The sequence below is a fragment of the Nitrospirae bacterium YQR-1 genome, from assembly GCA_039908095.1.
Taxonomy (GTDB): Bacteria; Nitrospirota; Thermodesulfovibrionia; order Thermodesulfovibrionales; family Magnetobacteriaceae; genus Magnetomonas.
Map to the genome: position 1 here is coordinate 67,643 of JAMOBJ010000003.1, position 19,103 is coordinate 86,745.

Consider the following 19,103-nt stretch of genomic DNA (forward strand, 5'->3'; position numbering starts at 1 on the left):
TGATGACAGTGCCTCAAGCCTGTTTTCAAAATCCTTAAGCGTTTCCTTGCCCGCATCCGCTATTTTTTCATAATCTATTTTTTCATGCACCGGAGTCGGGACACTCTGTTTAAGTGTCGTCTCAAGACGATTATCAAAAGCGGCGGCCATAGTGCTTAGTTCTGTTGAAAGAGTTGTCAGCTTACTTTCAATTGCCAGCATGAAGTCCTCTAATCCGGCCTTGAGTGTTGGTATGCCACATGTGGTTAGTGTCAGCATTTCAAGTTTATTCTCAAAATCCTTCAGAGTCTCCTTATTGGCCTCTGCAATTTTTTCATAATCTGTCTCTTGAACAGCTTGACTGATTGCTGCGCTGAGACTCGTTTCAAAGTTTGCAGCCATAGTGGAAATTTCTAATGAAAGCCCGGAAAGTCTGCTTTCAACTCCGGCATAATATGTCTCTGACTGAATTTTCATTGAGGGTATATCACTTAGTGCTCCTGTGAGAGTTTCATACTTAGAATTAAAGCTCACGGTAAGCTCCTGTTTTAACTCTGCTATTTTAGCAGACAGTATGTCTGCCACCATAGCCTGTGCTCTCTCCGCCCCTGCGCTTTGTTCAGTTTTATACATCTCTCTTATTCTCTCAAGGGCGCTCTCAACAACGCTTATACGTGATTGCAACACGCCGGAAAGATTAGAAATGTTCTCCTGTAAAAGCACATATTCCTGACTCTTTATCTCCCCGATGTTTGCTATAGCATTTTTAGTTTCTATTTCAAGCCGTCTCAGGATATTTTTTATATTTTCGTGTGTACCCTCAACAAACTTGTTCATCAAACTATGAATGAAGCCCTCAAGTCCTTCATTATCAGTTATTATCAATTCGCTTTTATGAATTTCAGAAAGCCTCGCATTAATTAATTTCAATTCACTCTGCATATCTTTAACGGCAAATGTAACTGAAGTGTCGGCGCCTTTCTTTTTACTCAATAGCAATATAAGGACAATTAAGAACAGTAAAAATATGATAATCAACAAAATAAGCCACTGATAGTTAAGCATCAGCTCTCCGATTGAACCGGGCGATTCGGCTTTCGTTACAGCAGTCACGGTGCTTTTTGGCTCAGGGGTACTCTGGGGCGTGCTCTGCGCAGTACCGGCAGGCACAGTAGTGGCTCCGGATGGGGGTAAAGCAAATTCTCTTTTTAATGAAATCTCCCCTCCCTGATATTTCAGCTTAACCAGACACTCATGCTTTCCCGCTGCTCCGGCGTACTTATAATCAATTAAATACTTAACCCTTTTAGGGATGAAGATTGCCCTCGAAAGACCTTGAATCTCCTCAAAACCAGGATTAACCAGCATCGTACCCTTTGTAAGCTTTGTTATATTATCCAGAGACTCAAAGTACAGCCGGTTGTTACCATATACCATTACATGTATAGGAATATGGGGCTTTTTAAAATCTTTGAGGAGCTCCTCAAAAGTTATATCGCTGTGGTCATCTTTTGCATCTGTAATTACCAACATGGACGTCTTTGCCGTCTTTGATTTCTCTGCTAATTTAAGTCCATCTGAAATTGCGCGGTAAAGTAAGGTTTTTTGCTCCAGAGCCGTAAGTGAATCTGTTTTACTTATCAGGGTGTCCTTATCATCAGTTAAGTTTTCAAGAATCCTTATATAGTTTCCAAAAGTCATAAGCATTACATAGTTACCGTCGGTAATGGGAGCAAGGAGGTAGGAAGCGTATTTTTTAGCACTTGCAAGCGGAATTCCATTCATACTCCTGCTCACATCAAATGCTAAAATAAGCGCCGTTGACTCATCGTTGACAGGGGTTAATGAAAAATCGCCTATTGTTTGGCCATCTACGGTTACACCGGTGTTTTCCTTCTTTAGCGGAATATCGCTGTCGTTGGAAACCACTACAGCCGTAACCCTGCTGTTGCCGTTAAGTTGTATATCATGAAATTCAAACGGAGACTTCTTTACACCGGAAACATTTGCGGTCACAGCTGAAATCACAACAACAAATACTATCGCTGCTATACAGGAAAAAAATAAAGATTTTCGCATTTTTATGCTCCAACATCAGAACCACAGGAGAAAGGACACTATCGGGCACAACCACTTCCACCTTATGAGTACGCCGCCTTAACATCCCTAATCTGTGTACCAAGACCTGTACTTATACGCACCGGCACACGGACATAAATACCGTGCCCTCCGTTTGAGTTTCAGTTTATGTGGTAATTATGCACTATTTTAGATAAAGAAACCTTACTTTCCACTTCCTTAAAAGCCTTATGTATCTGCTTTAAAACAACATCATATTCACTAAACTTAGGCATAATCAATTTCTTTTTTCTTTCAATTGAGTTCATAACATTCTGAATTTCTCTGAACCTGGTTACTACAATTTCTTTATCGTCTCTTGCCTGGGCAAGCTCATCCATAAGGTGGGTTTTAACGCCGGCCGTGTTTTGCAGATCCTCTTCCACTATTTTAATATTGCCCTTATAGCGGTTAATTTCTTCAATAAGGCGCTCTTTCTTGCTTTGTAACCCGGCTATAGCGCCCCCGTAGCCCTCCACTGTGGACTCCACACGCTGCAGCTCCTCTTTTGACCTCTTTATGATAACATCAAGACCATCCGCCTCTCCGGTCAGAGTTCTAAGCTTTTCTTTTAGGACAACATTGTCCTTTACAAGCTCCTCTTTAGACTGGGCCAGCTTTTTTAGCTCATCTATTAGTTCATGTACCTCTTCAAAAACACTTTTTTCAGAATACATATCATCCATCATATCTTCCATTTTCTCACCATAGACCTTTTTGATATATATTATATGTACATTTATAAATTACAATTCCCGGCAGCTTACTCCGGGTTCTCATCATAATTTGCAAACTTAGCATCCAGGTTGTCCCTGTATCTCTTCTGTAAATCTGCTAACTTGCCCTCTCTGATAACCCTCTCCCCTTCCAAAGTATTTAACCGTCGCTGATAAAAGTTCAGCTTGCCGGCGGCTTTTTCCAGTTTTGACTCTAAAACGCCGACGTCTCCTATCAGATCAGCCTTTTCGTTTTCAAGCTCTTTTATTCTCATTTTTGCAAATTCGAGTTCTTTGACTGCCTTTTCGGCTTTCACTTTCAGGTCATGAATAGTTGCCTGAGCGGCGTTTCTTTCATTAACCATATACTCTACCTCTGCAAGCATCTGGTTTTTGGCAGGTATCTCCTGGCGCATCTGTTCAATCAAAGCCTCACGCTCCGCCTTTTCCAAGCGTAGGTCCGCAATCGCATCCTTTGCAGCGGTTATGTCTCTGACTAAGGCTGCATTTATTGAGAGCACATCGTTTAGCTCCGCCTCCATTCTTACCAGCGAGACCACTATTTCCTTAACAGTTGCGCCAATATTCGGCGAGGCTGTCTCTTCATTTAGTAACTTGAATATATTTAACTCCTTTGCCTTAAAAAACCTCCTTGCAATCGGACTCACTAAAGCATCACCACCGCTCTCTATGGCAACATCATTACTATGCTCACCCGGTTCACTACCACGCTCATCCTCCGGCTCCTCTGTTAAGTAAAAGTCTTCCATAGTCTCACCTTTTATAATATTTTATTTTAAAATTTCTCTCCACTGTCTTTATGCCGCTGTGGAGACCCAGCAATGCATCAGAGGTCCATTTCAGCCGCTCGTGAAGGTATTCCAAATCTTTGTATTTGGTTGAAATCCTCTGCTGCGCCTCTTCTGTCTTATCCCGGAAAGTCTCTGTCTCTCCCTTTGTAAAGTCCAAATCTATGAGGCTGGCTCCGATGTTGTTTATCTCTGTGTTGAGCCGGTCGGAAAGCTCGTTGTATTTTTCCATCAACTGCACCTTCTCCGCTTCTAAAAACTTTATCTCTGAGGCTAATCTGTTTTCCTCGGAAAGTGGCGGCAGGTTTTTTCTCTTTATTGCACTTATTTTTTCCTCCTGCTTTTTAGCCTCTTTCTCTTTTACTAAAATCTCATATTCGAGCTTCTTTATTTCCTTTTCCAGATTATGGTTTTCCTCTTCAAGAGTTTCCACCTCTTTGGAAAGCTCCTTCTTTTCATTACCCAGACTCTCGGAATATGAGTTGAGTTCGTCTTGATTTTCCAGGATTTTCGCTATTGCCGCCTCCCGGATGCTCTCAGTGCTGATAAAACCACTGTCCGGCATTAAGTCATCATTTTCATCTGTATCCATCATATGTCCTCTGTAGTATCCCCTGATTGCTCAGAGCTTTGCACTGCGGCCTCTGAGGAGACTGATTCCGGCAAAACCGGCTCAGGAAAAACTGATTCAGTTGTCAAAGGCGATAGTTCCAGTGTCTTTACGCCTTGCCACCATCTCCTTAACTTATCTATTTCCGATGCAAGCACATCACCTTTGAGATCAATGTTGAAGGACACATACTCGCCGGTAATTGTCTTTATAGCTTCAAGCGCTTTTTCCCTGACCTCACGCGATTCATCCATAAGTGTGCGTATCAGGGGAGAAACGGCTCCTTTGTCCTTTATTGAGCTAAGGGCTGCTATGGCTGCCTTTTTCACGCCCTCGTCTCTATCATGAAGTACCTGCACAAGGGCGGGAACCGTGTCGGCGGAATCTCTCCAGCCTAAAAACATCGCCGCCGTCTTTCTGACCTCATGGTGCTCATCCTTTAACGCAGAAAGCAGCACAGGGAGGGCGTCAATGTCTGAGGCAAGTTTATATAGTCCCCTCAGACTCCCTACCCTTACCCTGAAGTTGGGAAACTTAGCAGTCTCTTTTAAAAACGGTACGGCCTCGGCATCCCCCAGATTTATCAGCGCATTTATAATGTCTGAAATCAAATACGGATTTTTATAATTGGCTGCCTCTATCAAAATCGGCACTGCGGCTTTAAACCCAAAACGGCCAAGCTCCGATACCGCCATTATTTTTATCTCCATTTCACTGTCAAGAATATCGCCTGCAATTTTAGCAAATATCTCCCGCTCGGAATCCGTCAAAAACTCTCTACTCTTTAGCGCCCTCTGGATTGCCGTCTCTATTGAAGATGATATTTTACCGTCATCCGGCTTACCCTTTTTATTTATCATAGAGACGGTCTTAGACTGGCGTTTTTGTGCCTCTTCCTGCTTTTCAAGTTCCGCAAGCTCCGCCTGTCTGCCTCTCAAACGCTCTATTTCACGTTCGTAGTCTTTGACCTGTCTTATAATCACACTTACGCTTTCCGACTCGGCATCCTCGCCCGCAGCGCTAAGTCTGCCGATCTCTGCGTATAATTTCTTTACCTTATCTTCGTAATCCTTAATCTTAGCGTCAAAGTCCTTCCTCCGCCCAACACCGGCAAGTCTTGTTGAGAATATATTATCCGGAAATTTAGGGAATTTCGGCAATCCCGGCATCCTGGGCTTAATGTTCACTACAGAGTTTGCGGCTTTTGAAACAAGGTCCGCCGTTGAATCATACATGTTTAATATGGCGGCACCTCCGGCATTTAATGCCTTTGCAAATTCACTCAGCATAGAGGGCCTCTGCGTTGTTGATTTATCTTCCATCCTAGTATATACCTCCCTTTTTCTTTACCTGAGATTCAATAAAAGTTTCAACGCCATGAAAATTAGTAAAAAAGCTATTATCTTCTTTATAACCACGGCATTTGTTTGTTTTGCCGCCTTTGCACCAAAAACCGCCCCTAAAATTGTCCCAACCCCCACAAATATAGCATAATCAAAATCTATTGTGTGCAGCCCTATGAAGGCCAGCACGCCAAAGAAACTGGTTATCACTACGATGAAATGGCTGGTTGCAGCAGCCACGTGAATCGGGATACCGATAAAACTCATAAGAGGAACATGTAAAAGCCCTCCGCCTATGCCAAGCAACCCCGAAAGAATACCGACAATAAAACTCCCGCCAAACCCTACCGATAAGTCCGGTGCATATGTGTGTATCTGCCCGTAGGCGTCATTCAATACCCGCTTTTTAGGCTGTTGCGCCGTCTTTTCACATACCAGCGAAAAGTCCTCCATAAATACCATGCTATAGGAAAGCACAATTAATAAAATTGAAAACATTATGGAGAAAACTAAAAAATTCAGCGCCTGCGTAAGAAACGCTCCTATTATCACGCCCACCACCGCTATTACGGAAAACTTCACTCCCAGCTCATAATCTATCCGCTTTTGCTCTATGTAGGAAAACGTACCGGAAAGGGCATTTAAAAACACAACCGCCGTTGATGTGCCTATTGCGTGCTGCGGAGTGAAATTATAAAAAATCAAAAATATAGGTACTAATAAAAACCCGCCGCCTGCTCCTATCATTGTGCCCAAAAACCCGACAAATAATCCTACTATAACCACCTTAATTACATCCCAAAGCCCGTCAAGCGTTATATGCTCCGGAACCGTCAGCACAGTAGCGCAGCCCCCTAACAACACAATGAGAGCGATGAGTGCCGTTACTTTCAACATGCTCTTCACGGCGGCTACAATATCCCACCGGCTAAGGCGTTTTTAAGATTTTCCAAAGACATCTCATACTTATCTGATATTGATTTTAATGCCTTATGGTTAAGTTTCAGAAACTCCTCTATTGGAACACTAAACTGGGTAAGACGCTCTGTTACGCCTATTTCCAGCTCCCTAAGCGATACTTCCTCTTTGAGGGTCCTGACCTCTTCACGCTTTAGAGCATGATCATTGACCGTCTTTTCAAACCCCGCTGCAAAAACCCCTTCTTCTTTTATCTGAATCTCAGTCTTCTTTATCTTTCCTTCACTCTCCGTCTTTGTGCTTTCCAGAGCATGTAGTGCAGCTGTTAACGATTCTTTACCCGATTGAAGCTCCGACACTATCTTCTGTAACTCTTCCACAGATTCGTAGCCGGTAATCTCAGCAATTTCCCTCTCCAGCTCCTCTTTCTTTGCGGTAAGACTTTGACGCTCATTGTGTGCCTTATCGCTTTGTGCAGTGCGTGCAGAAAGGGTCTCTGTGCTTTTTGCTATCTCTTTGTTTACGTTTTCTATTGCCCTTTTAAGGCCGGCTATTTCCCCCTGTGCCTCATCCTTATACCTCTGAAGTTCGTTTAAATCCTTATACGGCGGAATCACGGATTTTTGAAAGGCAAGTGTCTCACTTAATTTTTTTGTCTCATCAGTCAGGTTATCCAGCTTCTTTTGAGCCTCGGTTACCATACTTTCTGAACGGTTTTTCTCTTCCACTATTTTCTCGTGGCTCTTCTGAAGATGTTTGGCCTTACCCTCTGAAACAGCAACCTCTTTTTTAAGTGAAAATATCAGAGCATCTCTGTCTATCAACTCCGCCGCTTTTTGCTCGATATTGGCAAACTTTTCTATTTCACGCTCTAAATGCTCTTTTTCTTTTTTAAGATGAGAAATCTGCTCTGTCATCTCTGAGGATAAATCGTTATGCTCCTTCAGGGATTTCTCGGCTTCCGAGTTTTTTAACTCAGACCGTTCTATTCTTTCCCTGTAATATTCCAGCTCTTTGGTGATTTCATGAATTTCGGCCTCTAAATTTGCCTTACGCATTTTATGTACGACATTTTCACCGAAAATACCTATCAGCCGGTGTATATCCTCTTTGGTGTATGTTATATCCTGCTCCACGAACATGCCCATGGTTATATCCTCAGTATATTTATGGTTTCTTCAAACAGCTTTTCCATTATCTCTATCTCTGCCTCGATGTACTTGTTTTCCTGAAAATAAGATTTTATGCCCTTAAAAACTCCCTCGTTTTCCCTTATTATTAACTCAATTCTTGCCTTTTCACGGTTAATGACGCCTATTTCATTTATAAACTCCTTAAACTGCTTTTTAAGGTTTTCCGCCTCGATCTTCTTTGCTGCATTTTTTTCTTTTTCAGCTTCTAACTTTGCAAGCAGCTCTTCATGTGTTGTCTGCAGTGTTTCAAGTGAAAACTCAATAGCCCTCTTTTTGCTGCCAAGCTCGGTCAGCTCAGCATTTAACACCTCCTGCTGTGCCAGATACTCCTTAGACTCCTGCCTCTTTTTCTCAAGCGATGCAAGCTCTTTGGTTAATGATTCCACTGTGCTTTTTAACCCGGGCAACACACTTTCGTCCTCGTTGAGTTTGGTATTAACCGTTTCTGTTTCATGTAGGATACCGTCCCGCTTTTCAGTAAGGGACTGAAGCTCTTTTTCCATTTCGGCTTTTTTTACAAATATATCAGAAACATTTTTAATTTCAGCAATCTCGCCGTTAAGAGATTTCCTTTCCTGCTCTCTCTCTGCAATTCCTAACTTCAGCGTTTCCATTGTATCAGAGTTGGATGATATTATCTCACTAAAAGCCGCCGTCTCGGTTTCATACTTTGTTATCGCCCCGGTTGATGCTGCAGACTTTTCCTTAAGCTCCCTTATCTCATCCTCTTGTCGTGCATACTGTTGCGCCACCTTATTCATGGAACCGATAGAAGACAACCTCCCTCTGTACATAAACACATCGGCTTGCAGCGATTTGACCTGCTTTTCCTTTGCAGCATTGTCAACCAACACATCTTTCAAGCCGGCCTGTTTGCTTTCATAGCCTGCAATGAGTTGCAAAAGAGTTGCAGAGAGTTCTTTTAGCTCCGACTTATACTTAAGACGGTCGGCTAAAAGCTCGTCGGCTTCCTTTGTAAAACTCCCTATATCCTGCCAATTTAAAGGTTTATGCTTTTCCATATTATACACCCTGCATCAGCTTTTCCCACTGTTCCTGAAGGCGATTAAGCTTTTCCTCAACGTTCTTTTTCTCCTCCAAAGCACTGCTTAGCTCAGCCTTAGCGGTTGTAAGTTTGTGTGTTAAATCCTTTATAGTGTTTTCAAGCCCCTCAACCTTTGAGGTGTCCATTATCACTTCTTTTAATTCCTTTTTCAGTTTTTCGTTTTCCAACTCGAGCCGCTGAACCTGTTGTCCCTTTATTATTGTGATTATATTCTGAAGATTCTCATCAGACTGCTGTCTTACGGTTGCAAATACATTCCTTTTCTCGTTTAATACCGTCTCCATATTGGCAACGGCATCCGCCAGTTTCTCAAGCAAGGCTGCTCTTTGCCCGTCATCTAAGGATTTTATTTTAGTCTTTAGCGCAGTTGCAGTATCCGACATATCTCACTCTCCCTGTTTTAGTAATTTGTGCTCTACACATTATTGAACCCCCGGAGTTACTTTTGCCCTGATTTCCGACTCAAAGACCGGCATCGGCTTAAAATTAAAAAGGAGGTTAAATATATTACCGGGAAACATCTTTAATCTTGAGTTGTAATAACTTGACTCTCTGTTGTAACTAATGCGCATCTCGACAATTTTTGTTTCAGTGTCGGAGAGCTCTTTTAGCAAAAGAGTATAGGCCTCAGATGACTTCAGCATTGGATAAGCCTCCGCTACCGCCTGAAATTTAGACAGCACCGAGAGGTCATCGGGCTTAAGCCCCTTAAGCTGCATAGCCTTATCCAGAGATTTAACGGCGGCTCTGACATCGGCCACGTGCATAAATACATTTTGCTCATAGTTCATATACTTTGCAGCCGTTGCCACCAGATTGGGAATGAGGTCGCCTCTCCTTTGCAGTTGCGCCTCTATCTGAGCCCTTTCCATTACCACCTTGTAGTAGTTCATTATAAATGAGTTGTAGTAATACACACCGGCGGAGAGTACAACCATAACAAGAGCTACGAAAGCGGTTTTTAAGGCTCCCGACTGCCTACTCCACAGAGTGCTGTATATTCTGCTCAGTACATTTTTGTTTCTCAGCTCTATGTTTGGAGCTTTCTCTATAAAACCAAGCTCCGCTGCATAGACCTTTTTCAGTATCTCGTTTATCTGATCTCTGTCATTCATACTGTTTGCTTCTATCCCTTTACAGTTATAAACATGGGCTGTCCCGCCCTTATTATATCCAATACAAACCCCTCTTTAACATTAACCTGGCCGGTTAAGCCGACAAATGAAAACATATCATAAACCGGTTTGTTATTTATCGAGGTTATCACATCACCTTTTATGATTCCAGCCGCCTTTAACACACCGCCTGAGTCGGAAACATAGACGCCTTTTTTGATATAAGCTGAAAGCGGAGCTTTAATCGGTTGAATTTCAGAGCCCAGCCAATCGAACTCTTTTATCGGTTTCACAGCCTGTGTCATTTTAGGAAGAAACGGCGGCTCCGGTATCGTCTTCATAGTAACCGTCTTTCTTGTATCACCGGTTGCCACCACTAATTCAAACTTTGAACCCGCCGGTTTATCCGCTATGACGGTCTTAAACTCCGCAACATTGGCAAGCCGCCTGCCGTCAATTCGCAGGATAACATCTCCGCGCTGCAGGCCCGCCGCCTCCGCAGGTGTGCCCGGATAGACCTTATCCACAAGAAGACCGCCACTGTGAGGCAGGTTAAAGTGCGTTGCTATAACGGAATCCACATCAAGCAGCAGTGCGCCGAAAAAGGGCTGTGAGGCCTGAGGGTCTTGTAAAGCTACGGGCACATTGGGATTCTGTCCCGCAGGGGTTTGTTCCAAAGGATTCCGCCCCACAGGGGCTTGAGCCGCCAAACGCCCCTGCCCATTTAGTTGGCACAATTGAGGGTGGCAATCCAGACACTTCCCTCTGTATGGATGCGGAGGGGTTATCATCATGCCGCCCGGCAGTTTATAGGAATTCCCTACCTGCTTACCCTGCTTTGCCCATGCCACCATCTGACCGCCCACCTGCGGCACTATTTCATTAAAATCAACCACACCGGCTACCAACTGGGAAGCCTCGCTTATCGGAATGGCAAACCCTATGCCTGTAAAGCCGCCGGTCGGTGAGTAAATTGCATTGCTTATCGCTACGACCTCACCGGCTGTATTGACAAGAGGACCGCCGCTACTTCCTTTATTCAGAGCCGCATCGGTTTGGAACAGCCCGTCATATACCCTGCCCCCTACCGTAATTGACCGGTCTCTGCTGCTTATTATACCCACACTTACGCTAAAATCAAATCCAAACGGGCTGCCAACCGCTATGACCACATCACCGGTGCGCACTGCATTGGAATCGCCCAGTTCAGCATGGGGAAAAGGTCCCTCGCCGTCAAGCCTTAAGAGGGCCAGGTCCGCCTCCTTATTTACATTTACTACCTTAAGTTTGTACTCCTTGCCGCCTCCGGGCAAATAAACCGTGCCTTTCATCTTCTTAGCATTGTCTATCACGTGAAAACTTGTAAGCACATAACCGGTGGGCTCCACTATAACGCCTGAGCCGACCCGTGTATATGTAGTCGGAGGATTGGCCACAAGCTCAGGGACCTGAAAGGCCACGTTGGTCTGTGGGTTAGGGTCAAACACCACGTCTATGCTTATCACAGCGGGACGCACTTTCTCTATGATTTCGTGATAACCCGCCTGTACTTTGTTTATCGGTTCCACCAAAGCAACATTGTCATATGGGTTGGGCTTTTTCATTTTGACCATCTTTTTGATGTCGTCTGTTTCGAGGATATTTTTGACAATACCCCCCTCCTTGTAGCTTTCAAAAAAAGCCCAGCCTAACGTTAAAACAGCCAGCAGTACAAGGGTCCATATCCACGGCCTAAAGCTCTTCGGGCAGCTTGCCCGCGGCTGCTCAAACCCGTTGAGGTTATTGTTTCTGTATTGTCTTTCGCTAGTATCACCCATGGCCCTCTCCTATCTGTCTTCTCTGCCTGTATCATTGTTATCGCCGTTTTTCTCCATTACCTTGGCCTTAAGTCCTGTGTTTCTAATGCCTGCCATCAGGGCTACAAACCCGCCCACTATCAGCACTACCGGCATAACCGCCAAAAACACATCCATCACATACCACTTGTACTTTACCACTCCCCACAACCCTAAACAAATTGCTATTAATCCCATCACTATACTTGTCATAACCACCGCTCCTTTTGTTTCTATATTATTAGTATTTTATTTAAAACCCTTTCCTTCCAGCTCAAGAGCCTTTTTGAAATACTTCAGTGCCTCCTCCCTCTGCCCCTTGCCCTCATACGCAAGCCCAATGCTCTGGTATGCTTTTATAAAGTTTGGGTTTAAGGAAATTGCATGTTCATATGCCTCTATTGATTTATCAAACTCATTCATGCTGTCATAGACAAGCCCCTGCTTGTAATAAGCCTCTGCAAAGGAAGGGTCAAGCCTTATTGACTCACTAAAGGCGGTCAACGCCTTTGCATACTCATCAATCATGTAGTAGGATGAGGCAAGATAAAAGTAACACTGTGCATCTGAACGATTTAGCACTGCAGCACGGCTTAACACCTCTATCGCCTCATTGGGCAGTCCCACATACACATAGGCCTTACCCAGCCTCATAAGCGTCTCAAGATGCGTGCTGTCAACATCCAGCACTTTCTTATAAGACTTTATCGCCCCCTCATAGTCGCCCTTTTGCTTCATCTTATCGCCTGTGCTTATGTAAATCTCTACTGCATCCGTTGGATTTAGCTTTGTCACGTCATTGTAGGCATCTATCATGCCGTCAAGCAACCGTTTGCCGTTTGTCACAACGGTTTTCATAACAATTTTAAACTCGCTCAGATCAAGGTTTAATTTCAACTTCTTTATTGCATCCATCAACTCCATCCCCTCATAATTATAATATTGAATGTCCGATTATTATCAAAAGTATCCACACTACAAACATAAACTGCTGGGTATGAATCAGCTTCATTTTATTATAAAGTGCAGTTGTTTTTCCCCATTGCATTATACCTCCGACCACACACAGCCAAATGGTAACCAGCATAGAGGCCTGAAGTATTATGTTTCTCTCATCGGCATTATGTCCGTGAATGAAAGTCAGCAGCAACCCTATAAGGTTTAAAGTTATATGCAGGTCCAGGTATGTCCGGAAAAACCTGGCTATCTCCGGCGACTGCCCTATAAACTTCTTTGTAAGTGCTTTAGCCGGATAGTAGGCATTTGCCACGATAAATAACACGGCTGTCAAAAAGCCTAAAAAATCATTACTTACTCTCATCTAAGCCCCCACCATTTATTCACAGGCACGGTTTTAACAAACACCTCGTCTATTCCTTCCACCTTTTGAAGGACAAGGTTTCTGACGTACCCTACAAGTTCCTGCGTCTCAAGAACTGTTTTAGAACTTAACACCTCTATCTCCAATTCAACGGAGCACTTCTGCCCCATACACCTTGACCGTATCTTTTTCACTCCTTCAATGCCCTTTATGGAAAGACAGGTTCTGGATATGTCCTGAAGTATGTCCTTATCCACGGCTACATCAATGAGGCCGTTGACTCCCTTCATAAACATCTCGACACTTATATGAAAAACAAACACAGCAACAACAAGGGCCGCTATAGTGTCTGCATACACATAACCCAGTTTTGAGCCGATGAGACCGGCAAGCACAGCGATGGAGGCAAGGCTGTCGGCTTTACTTTCGGCGGCATCCGCAAGCAGTGCCGGAGAGTTTAACTGTGTGGCCGCACAGGTGTTTGAGGTGTACATCAGCCACCCATAGAGCAGGGCAAGCAGTGTTGCCGCTATTGCTGCATTGTCGGGTATTTCCCGCGTCCCTGTTTTAAAACTATGTAGAGCGTCTATTAAAATAAACACGGCACAGATAAAAATAAACACACTTGCCGACATCGTGCTTAAATATTCAACCTTACCGTGTCCAAACGGGTGCCCCTCATCTTTTGGTTTACCGGCAATTTTTAATGCTATCAGCACAAACAACGATGAGATGGTGTCTGCGATTGAGTGCACACCGTCTGCCATAAGCCCCTTGCTGCCCGTTGTCAGTCCCACAAGAAACTTAAAAATGGACATCGTAAAATTCCCTATCACACTAAGGCGCGGAGACCACTTACCGCAATACTCACACTCAGGATACTTCATACGGCAAATCTCCTTTGGATGTTAATTGACCATTGGGACATTTTTTGCACCCTCCTGCGCTTTGTAAAACTGTTTCTCATGAAAACCAAGATATTTGGCAAATATATTGTAAGGAAAAAGGTAAATAAAATCATTGTACTCAAAGACAGCCTCATTGTATTTTGTCCTGGCATAGGAAATTCTCGCCTCCGTAGCCGTCCTTATATCCATAAGGTACAGAAAAGGCCCCTTTGCCTTAAGCTCCGGTGACCGCTCACCTAAGTATGACAGCTCACTCATCAGGCGTACTATTTCGCTCTTTGCATGCCCCTGTGCAGCCTGGGCGGCACCGGCTCTGATGAGTCCGCTTAACTCTACCAACAGGTTAAATAGCTTTGCCTCAGTTTCCATATAGGTATCGGCGGCTTTGGCGGCACTTTCAAGTACCTGATGTCTTCTCTGCTCCTCCGCTATGAGGTTATTGTGTGTGATATCGTATATATGTTCCTCATCCACCAACTGGTTGTATATAAACACATGCACCAAAAACTTATAAAGCAGCAAAACGCCGAGCGCAGTGAATATGTACTTAGATTTTAGATATTTGAATTTAAATTTATTCTTTATCATTATTTCCAGCTTACCTTTAAATTGTCGTCATCCCATACGCTAAAATACTTCCTTGCGTGGTTTCCAACCGTCATAGTTGAAGCGAGATTGAAGGCGGCTCCTAAGGGCACCCCTATATAGGGAATGTATCTGTAGTACTTCTTTAACAGTCTTGGGATAAGGCGTTCGGCAAACTCCACCGTGGCCACCTCCACCCCTCTGTTGATATAACCCTGGGCAATCTCATCAACTGCGCTTCTGAGCAGCCCGGCAGCGGTTGCCTTAAAAGCCTGGCTTGAGCCGGAAAACCCCAAAAGCGCCAGAGTTATTGCCTTTAGCTCATCCTCATCCAGCTCAACCCCGTATGCCGCCGATATGGCAAAACACAACTCTATCTGAATTCTTAGAACCAAAGCAAGATCAACTATGGAACCGGCAAGCACCGTCCCTATAGTTCCGATAACCGGAATAGTCATAGGAAGCGTTGTAAGCCCTCCGATACCCGCCGCTTTAAATGCCGCCCGTTTCATAAGCTTACTGGAAACGGCATAGGATATATACTTCTGAGGCTTGTCCCCACCCATTTTAAGGTCAAACTCCTCCACAAGCTCATACACATCTTTTCTAATCTGAGGAAGATGTGTCCCGCTTAATGTCAGGATTTTGTCAAACCATTCATATTTTTCAGCCATATAACCGATAGCTCCTAAAATGCCTCTATGCCCATATTTATACCGCTGATATTGCCCATTTTAGCTTTCAGCGTGTTTTCCACCTGTGCTCCAATTAAATAACCCTTATCAAGAGTGTGACTTTGGTCAACTTTAATAATCATATCCACCCATATTCCATGCCCGACCTTTCTGGCATTTACCCTTGCCACACGCCTTACACCCGGCACCAGCATGGCTGTCATCTCCATCTCCTTAAGCACGTTTTTGGGCAGCGATGAGTCCATTATTCCTTTAAAAGAATCGTTTAACATCCCTGCACTAAGCCTTATCAAATCCAGTGTTTCAATAACAGCAACCAGCGGGTCGGCAAAATAGAACCCAAACCTTGTCAGTAACACTGCACCTGCAACAAAGGCGGACGACACAGCATCCGAATGATTATGCTTTGCATTGGCCACCACAGCCGGACTTTTTAATTTCTCACCCACGCAGTACAAATATGACGAGAGCTTGTAGTTGGCTATCATGGAAATGACGGCAGCCCAGAGAGCTATCAGCTTCGGTTTATAAATCACACCGTGGTAAGCGTGCCAAATATCTTTGACCGAGTGAATTAACAAAAACAGAGTGCCTATTATAATCAGTATGCTTATCAGGAAAATGGAAACATACTCAATCTTGCCGTGCCCGTAAGGGTGTCCGTCATCGGCCGGCTTACCAGATACCTGCACTCCTATAAAGACAACAAGGGAGGTCAGAAAATCCTTAAAGGAATACAGGGAATCCGCCAGCACTGCACGGCTTCCGCTTATTATACCCACTATAGCCTTAAACACGGCAAGAAGCAGATTGGCGCTGACGGCGGTCCAGCCCGCAGTTTTAGAGCACTGGTAACACTCTGCGTAAATTATATTATTTTGTGGCAGTTGGTGCATGTTCCTCTGTCTCTGTGCGGCTGTTGTGCGCCCCACTTAATTGGGGGTGGTGCAATTGGAAGCGCATCACCTAAGTCCATTGTCAATGTCCCCGTGTTTTTCCCCGTTTTAGCGATAGAGTGGCATTTATCACACGGGCCGTAGTAGCCGTGGGGGCTTCTGTCTGTTGAAAATATCATGGGAGCCGCTTCCATTTGAGCCACACCTAGGGCCTCCGGTGACTTTACCGGTATCTTTATATCGGCGTTTTTCCTGTAAACCGCCACCACCGCCTCAGTGCTGTTTGCAACAGCTTTTGTCGCCAATTTAAATGAGTGCAGATCTTTTACAGGCGTCTCATTAACTGCATATATCACATCCCCTGCATATATGCCCGATGCTGCGGCAAGCAGAGTTACCTCATCTATAAGCACGCCTGAGATGTTCTGAGCAATCCCGTTGGCTTGTGCCAGCTGCGGTGTAAGCGGCACAACCTCAAGTCCTATCCAGTGCCCTTCTTGAAGTATGTTTTCAAGCATGGCGGTATTAACAGAGGGGGCGGCAGGCTGTGGTGCGGTGGTGTTGTCGGCATTAGCGGTCCAAAACATATCCTTTGGGTCAATCCGCCACCCTGCTGCAGCATTGGGCTCGGCTGCCTGTGGGGCGGCACCGTTGTTGTAGCTAGGGCCGTAGTTGTTTGCTCCCGGGACGGCATTAGGGTCCATCAAATCCCCTTGCCGGTTCATAGCCACAAGAGATGGATTCATTGCATTTTGCCTTACCCTTTTTATGAGTTCTTCCTCCTGCTTTTCCTTCCCGCCCATAAACTTCTCAGGGCTGAAGATTAAAAGATACGAGGCTGTCACCACTATCAACACAACGAGAATAAAGTTAACTGATTTCCAGATGTTTTTCACTTTTATGTCTCCGTTGCCTTAAGCTCCAACATGCAATCGAGTTTCTGCTTTACCTTATTCTTTATCTTTTCAAGTAAAACTGGATTATTGCGCTTAAGCACCTCATAAGCTATAGCGCCGGTAAATACTCCCAGAAATATTCCAATCATAGTCTTAGCCATTGTTGAAATTACCTCCTGACGGATGCTTTCTCTCCACCTCTACCATCTTTCTTCCTCTGTCTTGTCACCGGATTCAGTTTTATTGTTATCTTCCAAGCGTTGAGTTTCCGCTGATTCGTCTTTGGTCTCAACCTCAGAAGCCGGCTGCTCACCGGCTGCACTCTCGGGCTCATCAATAGCCGCCTCTTGCACAACCTCTTCAGCCTCAGCCGCCACCGGCTCCTCAGGGGTAGAGTAAACACTCTCCGGTTGTACCTCGGCTTCAACCGCCATCGGCTCCTCAGGGGCAGCCTCAGACATCAACGGCGCATCCACTACCACCACCTCAGCAACCGTAGGCTCCTCCGGTGCGACCTCAGCCGCTTTACAGCATGTTGGATACAGGCGCTCTTGTCTTTCCTTTATTAGTTCATTGAGTTTTTCTTCATTTTCTTTCAGTTTACTCAGATACCCTGCGGCTTCCTCATCCCTTAGTAAGTCAGACAAAATCTGTCCCTCGAAAATCCTCCTGCCAAGCAAGGTGATGAGTTTTTCGTTTTCTTTCTTTAAACGGCGTATATCATAAGAGATGATGACCCCTCGGGCGGAGCCTTTTCCTGCGTCTGCAGAAGTCTTTGCCGCGGCAGATGTTGTATTGGCAAAGAACCTGCCGGTGGCTGATGCCCCATCGGCTACTGTTTTGCCCATAGAGGAGAAAAATCCGCCGATTTTAGAGAGCGTCTCAGGATTTGTAGAGGCATCCACAGTAGCGGAGGCTGCCTTTGCTATAGCCTTGCCGGAGATTACAGCCCCATCGGCTATTGTTTTGCCGGCTTTGGATAATAGCTCACCTACTCCCAAAGACTCTGCGGCGTCAACTGTGGCCTTTGCCGTAACAGTCGTGGCCTTTGCTATTGCCTTACCGGAAATTACTGCACCTTCCGCCACAACTTTACCCATTGTGGCAAAAAAGTCCCCCATATCCTCCGTAATTGTCACCGCATAATCACCAAGGTGTTCCATTACATATCTGAAATCTTTATTTTCAACTTCCTCATAAAATTTCTTTTTCTTTACAGTCTCTTTCTCAGGCTGTTTTTCATCGGCCTGCTCTTGAGCCCTTAGGGGTTCCACCGCCGGCTCCTCAACTTTTTCCTCAGCTGCCGGAGATTCTTCCTCTCTCTCCTGCGGTACACCAGCCTCTTCTGTTGCCACAGCTTCTTCTGTTACTACAGTCTCTTCTGTTACTACAGTCTCTGCTGTTGTTCCTTCTTCCGCTGATGTTACCTCTGTCACTTCCTCAGTCGGGGCGGGTTCATCCACATCCGGCACTATGGGCATATCTGAGCTTTCAACAGCTGCCTCCGTTTCCACAGCATTTTCCTCAGCCGCTATGGCAGGAGTTTCATCCTCACTATGTGTCTCTTCCAAGTTTTCTTCACTCTTCACATTCTCATTATTATATTCATCGGCCATAGTTACCTCCATATCACTTTTTTTATCACTTTTTCGCTTTCTTCCCATTCTATTAAATCTCCGTTTCTTTTCTTCTTTTTAATTTTTCCTGCATCTTCTTTATTATCAGATAAGTCACTATCGTCATTACAACACCCAGCGCTACGCTAAAAACTATAATCAAACTTAAATTCACGTGAACATGGCTTCCAAAAAAAACCTTGACGGGAACCTGCATTTGATTCTGATCAAGGAATACCACAGTAAGAAAAATAGCTATTGAAGCAGGCAGGAATTTTAGCAGTATAAAATCTCTCATAATGGTTCAGTCCAACATGTTTGCTGTGTTATAAAAACAACATTTAAAGGCCATACGTGTATGTATGTATCCTCTTTGCCCTGCACACATGTTACTCTTAACCTCCTCAAGCCCTTACCGTCCCCGGCCCTACGACCAAGCTTTACATCCCTAAGTACTCAGCCCCCGTTACACTTAGCAGTATTG

Annotated in this window: 22 protein-coding genes; all 22 read right to left on the bottom strand. The window is 44.6% G+C overall.

What is annotated here, in order from left to right:
- Positions 1-2,058: VWA domain-containing protein (locus tag H7844_03135; protein MEO5356276.1), on the bottom strand; the 2,058-nt coding region annotated here is incomplete at its 3' end.
- Positions 2,059-2,219: 161 nt separating this feature from the next.
- Positions 2,220-2,795: a hypothetical protein gene (locus H7844_03140; GenBank protein MEO5356277.1), complete on the bottom strand. Its 576-nt coding sequence runs from the start codon at positions 2,793-2,795 to the stop codon at positions 2,220-2,222.
- A gap of 65 nt (positions 2,796-2,860) precedes the next feature.
- Positions 2,861-3,583: a hypothetical protein gene (locus H7844_03145; protein MEO5356278.1), complete on the bottom strand. Its 723-nt coding sequence runs from the start codon at positions 3,581-3,583 to the stop codon at positions 2,861-2,863.
- 4 nt (positions 3,584-3,587) lie between these two features.
- Positions 3,588-4,217 carry a hypothetical protein gene (locus H7844_03150; protein ID MEO5356279.1) on the bottom strand — a complete coding sequence of 210 codons (630 nt, stop codon included), beginning with the start codon at positions 4,215-4,217 and terminating at the stop codon, positions 3,588-3,590.
- The gene (locus H7844_03155) at positions 4,214-5,554 is read right to left on the bottom strand and encodes a HEAT repeat domain-containing protein (GenBank protein ID MEO5356280.1); all 1,341 of its coding nucleotides are present in this window, start codon (positions 5,552-5,554) and stop codon (positions 4,214-4,216) included. The genes H7844_03150 and H7844_03155 overlap by 4 nt, the downstream gene beginning before the upstream one ends.
- Positions 5,555-5,578: 24 nt before the next feature.
- On the bottom strand, positions 5,579-6,472 hold the full coding sequence (locus H7844_03160; protein MEO5356281.1) for a sulfite exporter TauE/SafE family protein: 894 nt from the start codon (positions 6,470-6,472) through the stop codon (positions 5,579-5,581).
- 14 nt (positions 6,473-6,486) lie between these two features.
- Positions 6,487-7,641 (bottom strand): hypothetical protein, encoded by a 1,155-nt coding sequence (locus H7844_03165; protein ID MEO5356282.1) that lies wholly within the window; start codon positions 7,639-7,641, stop codon positions 6,487-6,489.
- A 2-nt stretch (positions 7,642-7,643) separates the two neighbouring features.
- Positions 7,644-8,708: a hypothetical protein gene (locus tag H7844_03170; protein MEO5356283.1), complete on the bottom strand. Its 1,065-nt coding sequence runs from the start codon at positions 8,706-8,708 to the stop codon at positions 7,644-7,646.
- 1 nt (position 8,709) lies between these two features.
- Positions 8,710-9,135: a hypothetical protein gene (locus H7844_03175; GenBank protein ID MEO5356284.1), complete on the bottom strand. Its 426-nt coding sequence runs from the start codon at positions 9,133-9,135 to the stop codon at positions 8,710-8,712.
- 39 nt (positions 9,136-9,174) lie between these two features.
- On the bottom strand, positions 9,175-9,867 hold the full coding sequence (locus H7844_03180; protein ID MEO5356285.1) for a LemA family protein: 693 nt from the start codon (positions 9,865-9,867) through the stop codon (positions 9,175-9,177).
- Positions 9,868-9,878: 11 nt separating this feature from the next.
- Positions 9,879-11,684, bottom strand: a complete 1,806-nt coding sequence (locus tag H7844_03185; protein ID MEO5356286.1) for a PDZ domain-containing protein — start codon at positions 11,682-11,684, stop codon at positions 9,879-9,881.
- Between the two features lie 9 nt (positions 11,685-11,693).
- Complete coding sequence (locus tag H7844_03190; protein ID MEO5356287.1) at positions 11,694-11,915, bottom strand: hypothetical protein; 222 nt, start codon at positions 11,913-11,915, stop codon at positions 11,694-11,696.
- A gap of 36 nt (positions 11,916-11,951) precedes the next feature.
- Positions 11,952-12,617, bottom strand: a complete 666-nt coding sequence (locus H7844_03195; protein ID MEO5356288.1) for a tetratricopeptide repeat protein — start codon at positions 12,615-12,617, stop codon at positions 11,952-11,954.
- A gap of 19 nt (positions 12,618-12,636) precedes the next feature.
- Positions 12,637-13,023 (bottom strand): hypothetical protein, encoded by a 387-nt coding sequence (locus H7844_03200; protein ID MEO5356289.1) that lies wholly within the window; start codon positions 13,021-13,023, stop codon positions 12,637-12,639.
- Positions 13,020-13,910, bottom strand: a complete 891-nt coding sequence (locus H7844_03205; protein MEO5356290.1) for a cation diffusion facilitator family transporter — start codon at positions 13,908-13,910, stop codon at positions 13,020-13,022. The genes H7844_03200 and H7844_03205 overlap by 4 nt, the downstream gene beginning before the upstream one ends.
- A gap of 21 nt (positions 13,911-13,931) precedes the next feature.
- On the bottom strand, positions 13,932-14,519 hold the full coding sequence (locus tag H7844_03210) for a LemA family protein (GenBank protein ID MEO5356291.1): 588 nt from the start codon (positions 14,517-14,519) through the stop codon (positions 13,932-13,934).
- On the bottom strand, positions 14,519-15,190 hold the full coding sequence (locus H7844_03215) for an EcsC family protein (protein ID MEO5356292.1): 672 nt from the start codon (positions 15,188-15,190) through the stop codon (positions 14,519-14,521). The genes H7844_03210 and H7844_03215 overlap by 1 nt, the downstream gene beginning before the upstream one ends.
- A gap of 14 nt (positions 15,191-15,204) precedes the next feature.
- The gene (gene mamM / locus H7844_03220) at positions 15,205-16,107 is read right to left on the bottom strand and encodes a magnetosome biogenesis CDF transporter MamM (GenBank protein ID MEO5356293.1); all 903 of its coding nucleotides are present in this window, start codon (positions 16,105-16,107) and stop codon (positions 15,205-15,207) included.
- A complete protein-coding gene (locus tag H7844_03225) occupies positions 16,080-17,003 on the bottom strand; it encodes a PDZ domain-containing protein (protein ID MEO5356294.1) in 924 nt (307 codons plus the stop codon). The genes mamM and H7844_03225 overlap by 28 nt, the downstream gene beginning before the upstream one ends.
- 2 nt (positions 17,004-17,005) lie before the next feature.
- Positions 17,006-17,164 (bottom strand): hypothetical protein, encoded by a 159-nt coding sequence (locus H7844_03230; protein ID MEO5356295.1) that lies wholly within the window; start codon positions 17,162-17,164, stop codon positions 17,006-17,008.
- Between the two features lie 39 nt (positions 17,165-17,203).
- Positions 17,204-18,667, bottom strand: a complete 1,464-nt coding sequence (locus H7844_03235; GenBank protein MEO5356296.1) for a hypothetical protein — start codon at positions 18,665-18,667, stop codon at positions 17,204-17,206.
- A gap of 4 nt (positions 18,668-18,671) precedes the next feature.
- Positions 18,672-18,917, bottom strand: a complete 246-nt coding sequence (locus H7844_03240; protein MEO5356297.1) for a lipopolysaccharide assembly protein LapA domain-containing protein — start codon at positions 18,915-18,917, stop codon at positions 18,672-18,674.
- Positions 18,918-19,103 lie beyond the last annotated feature (186 nt).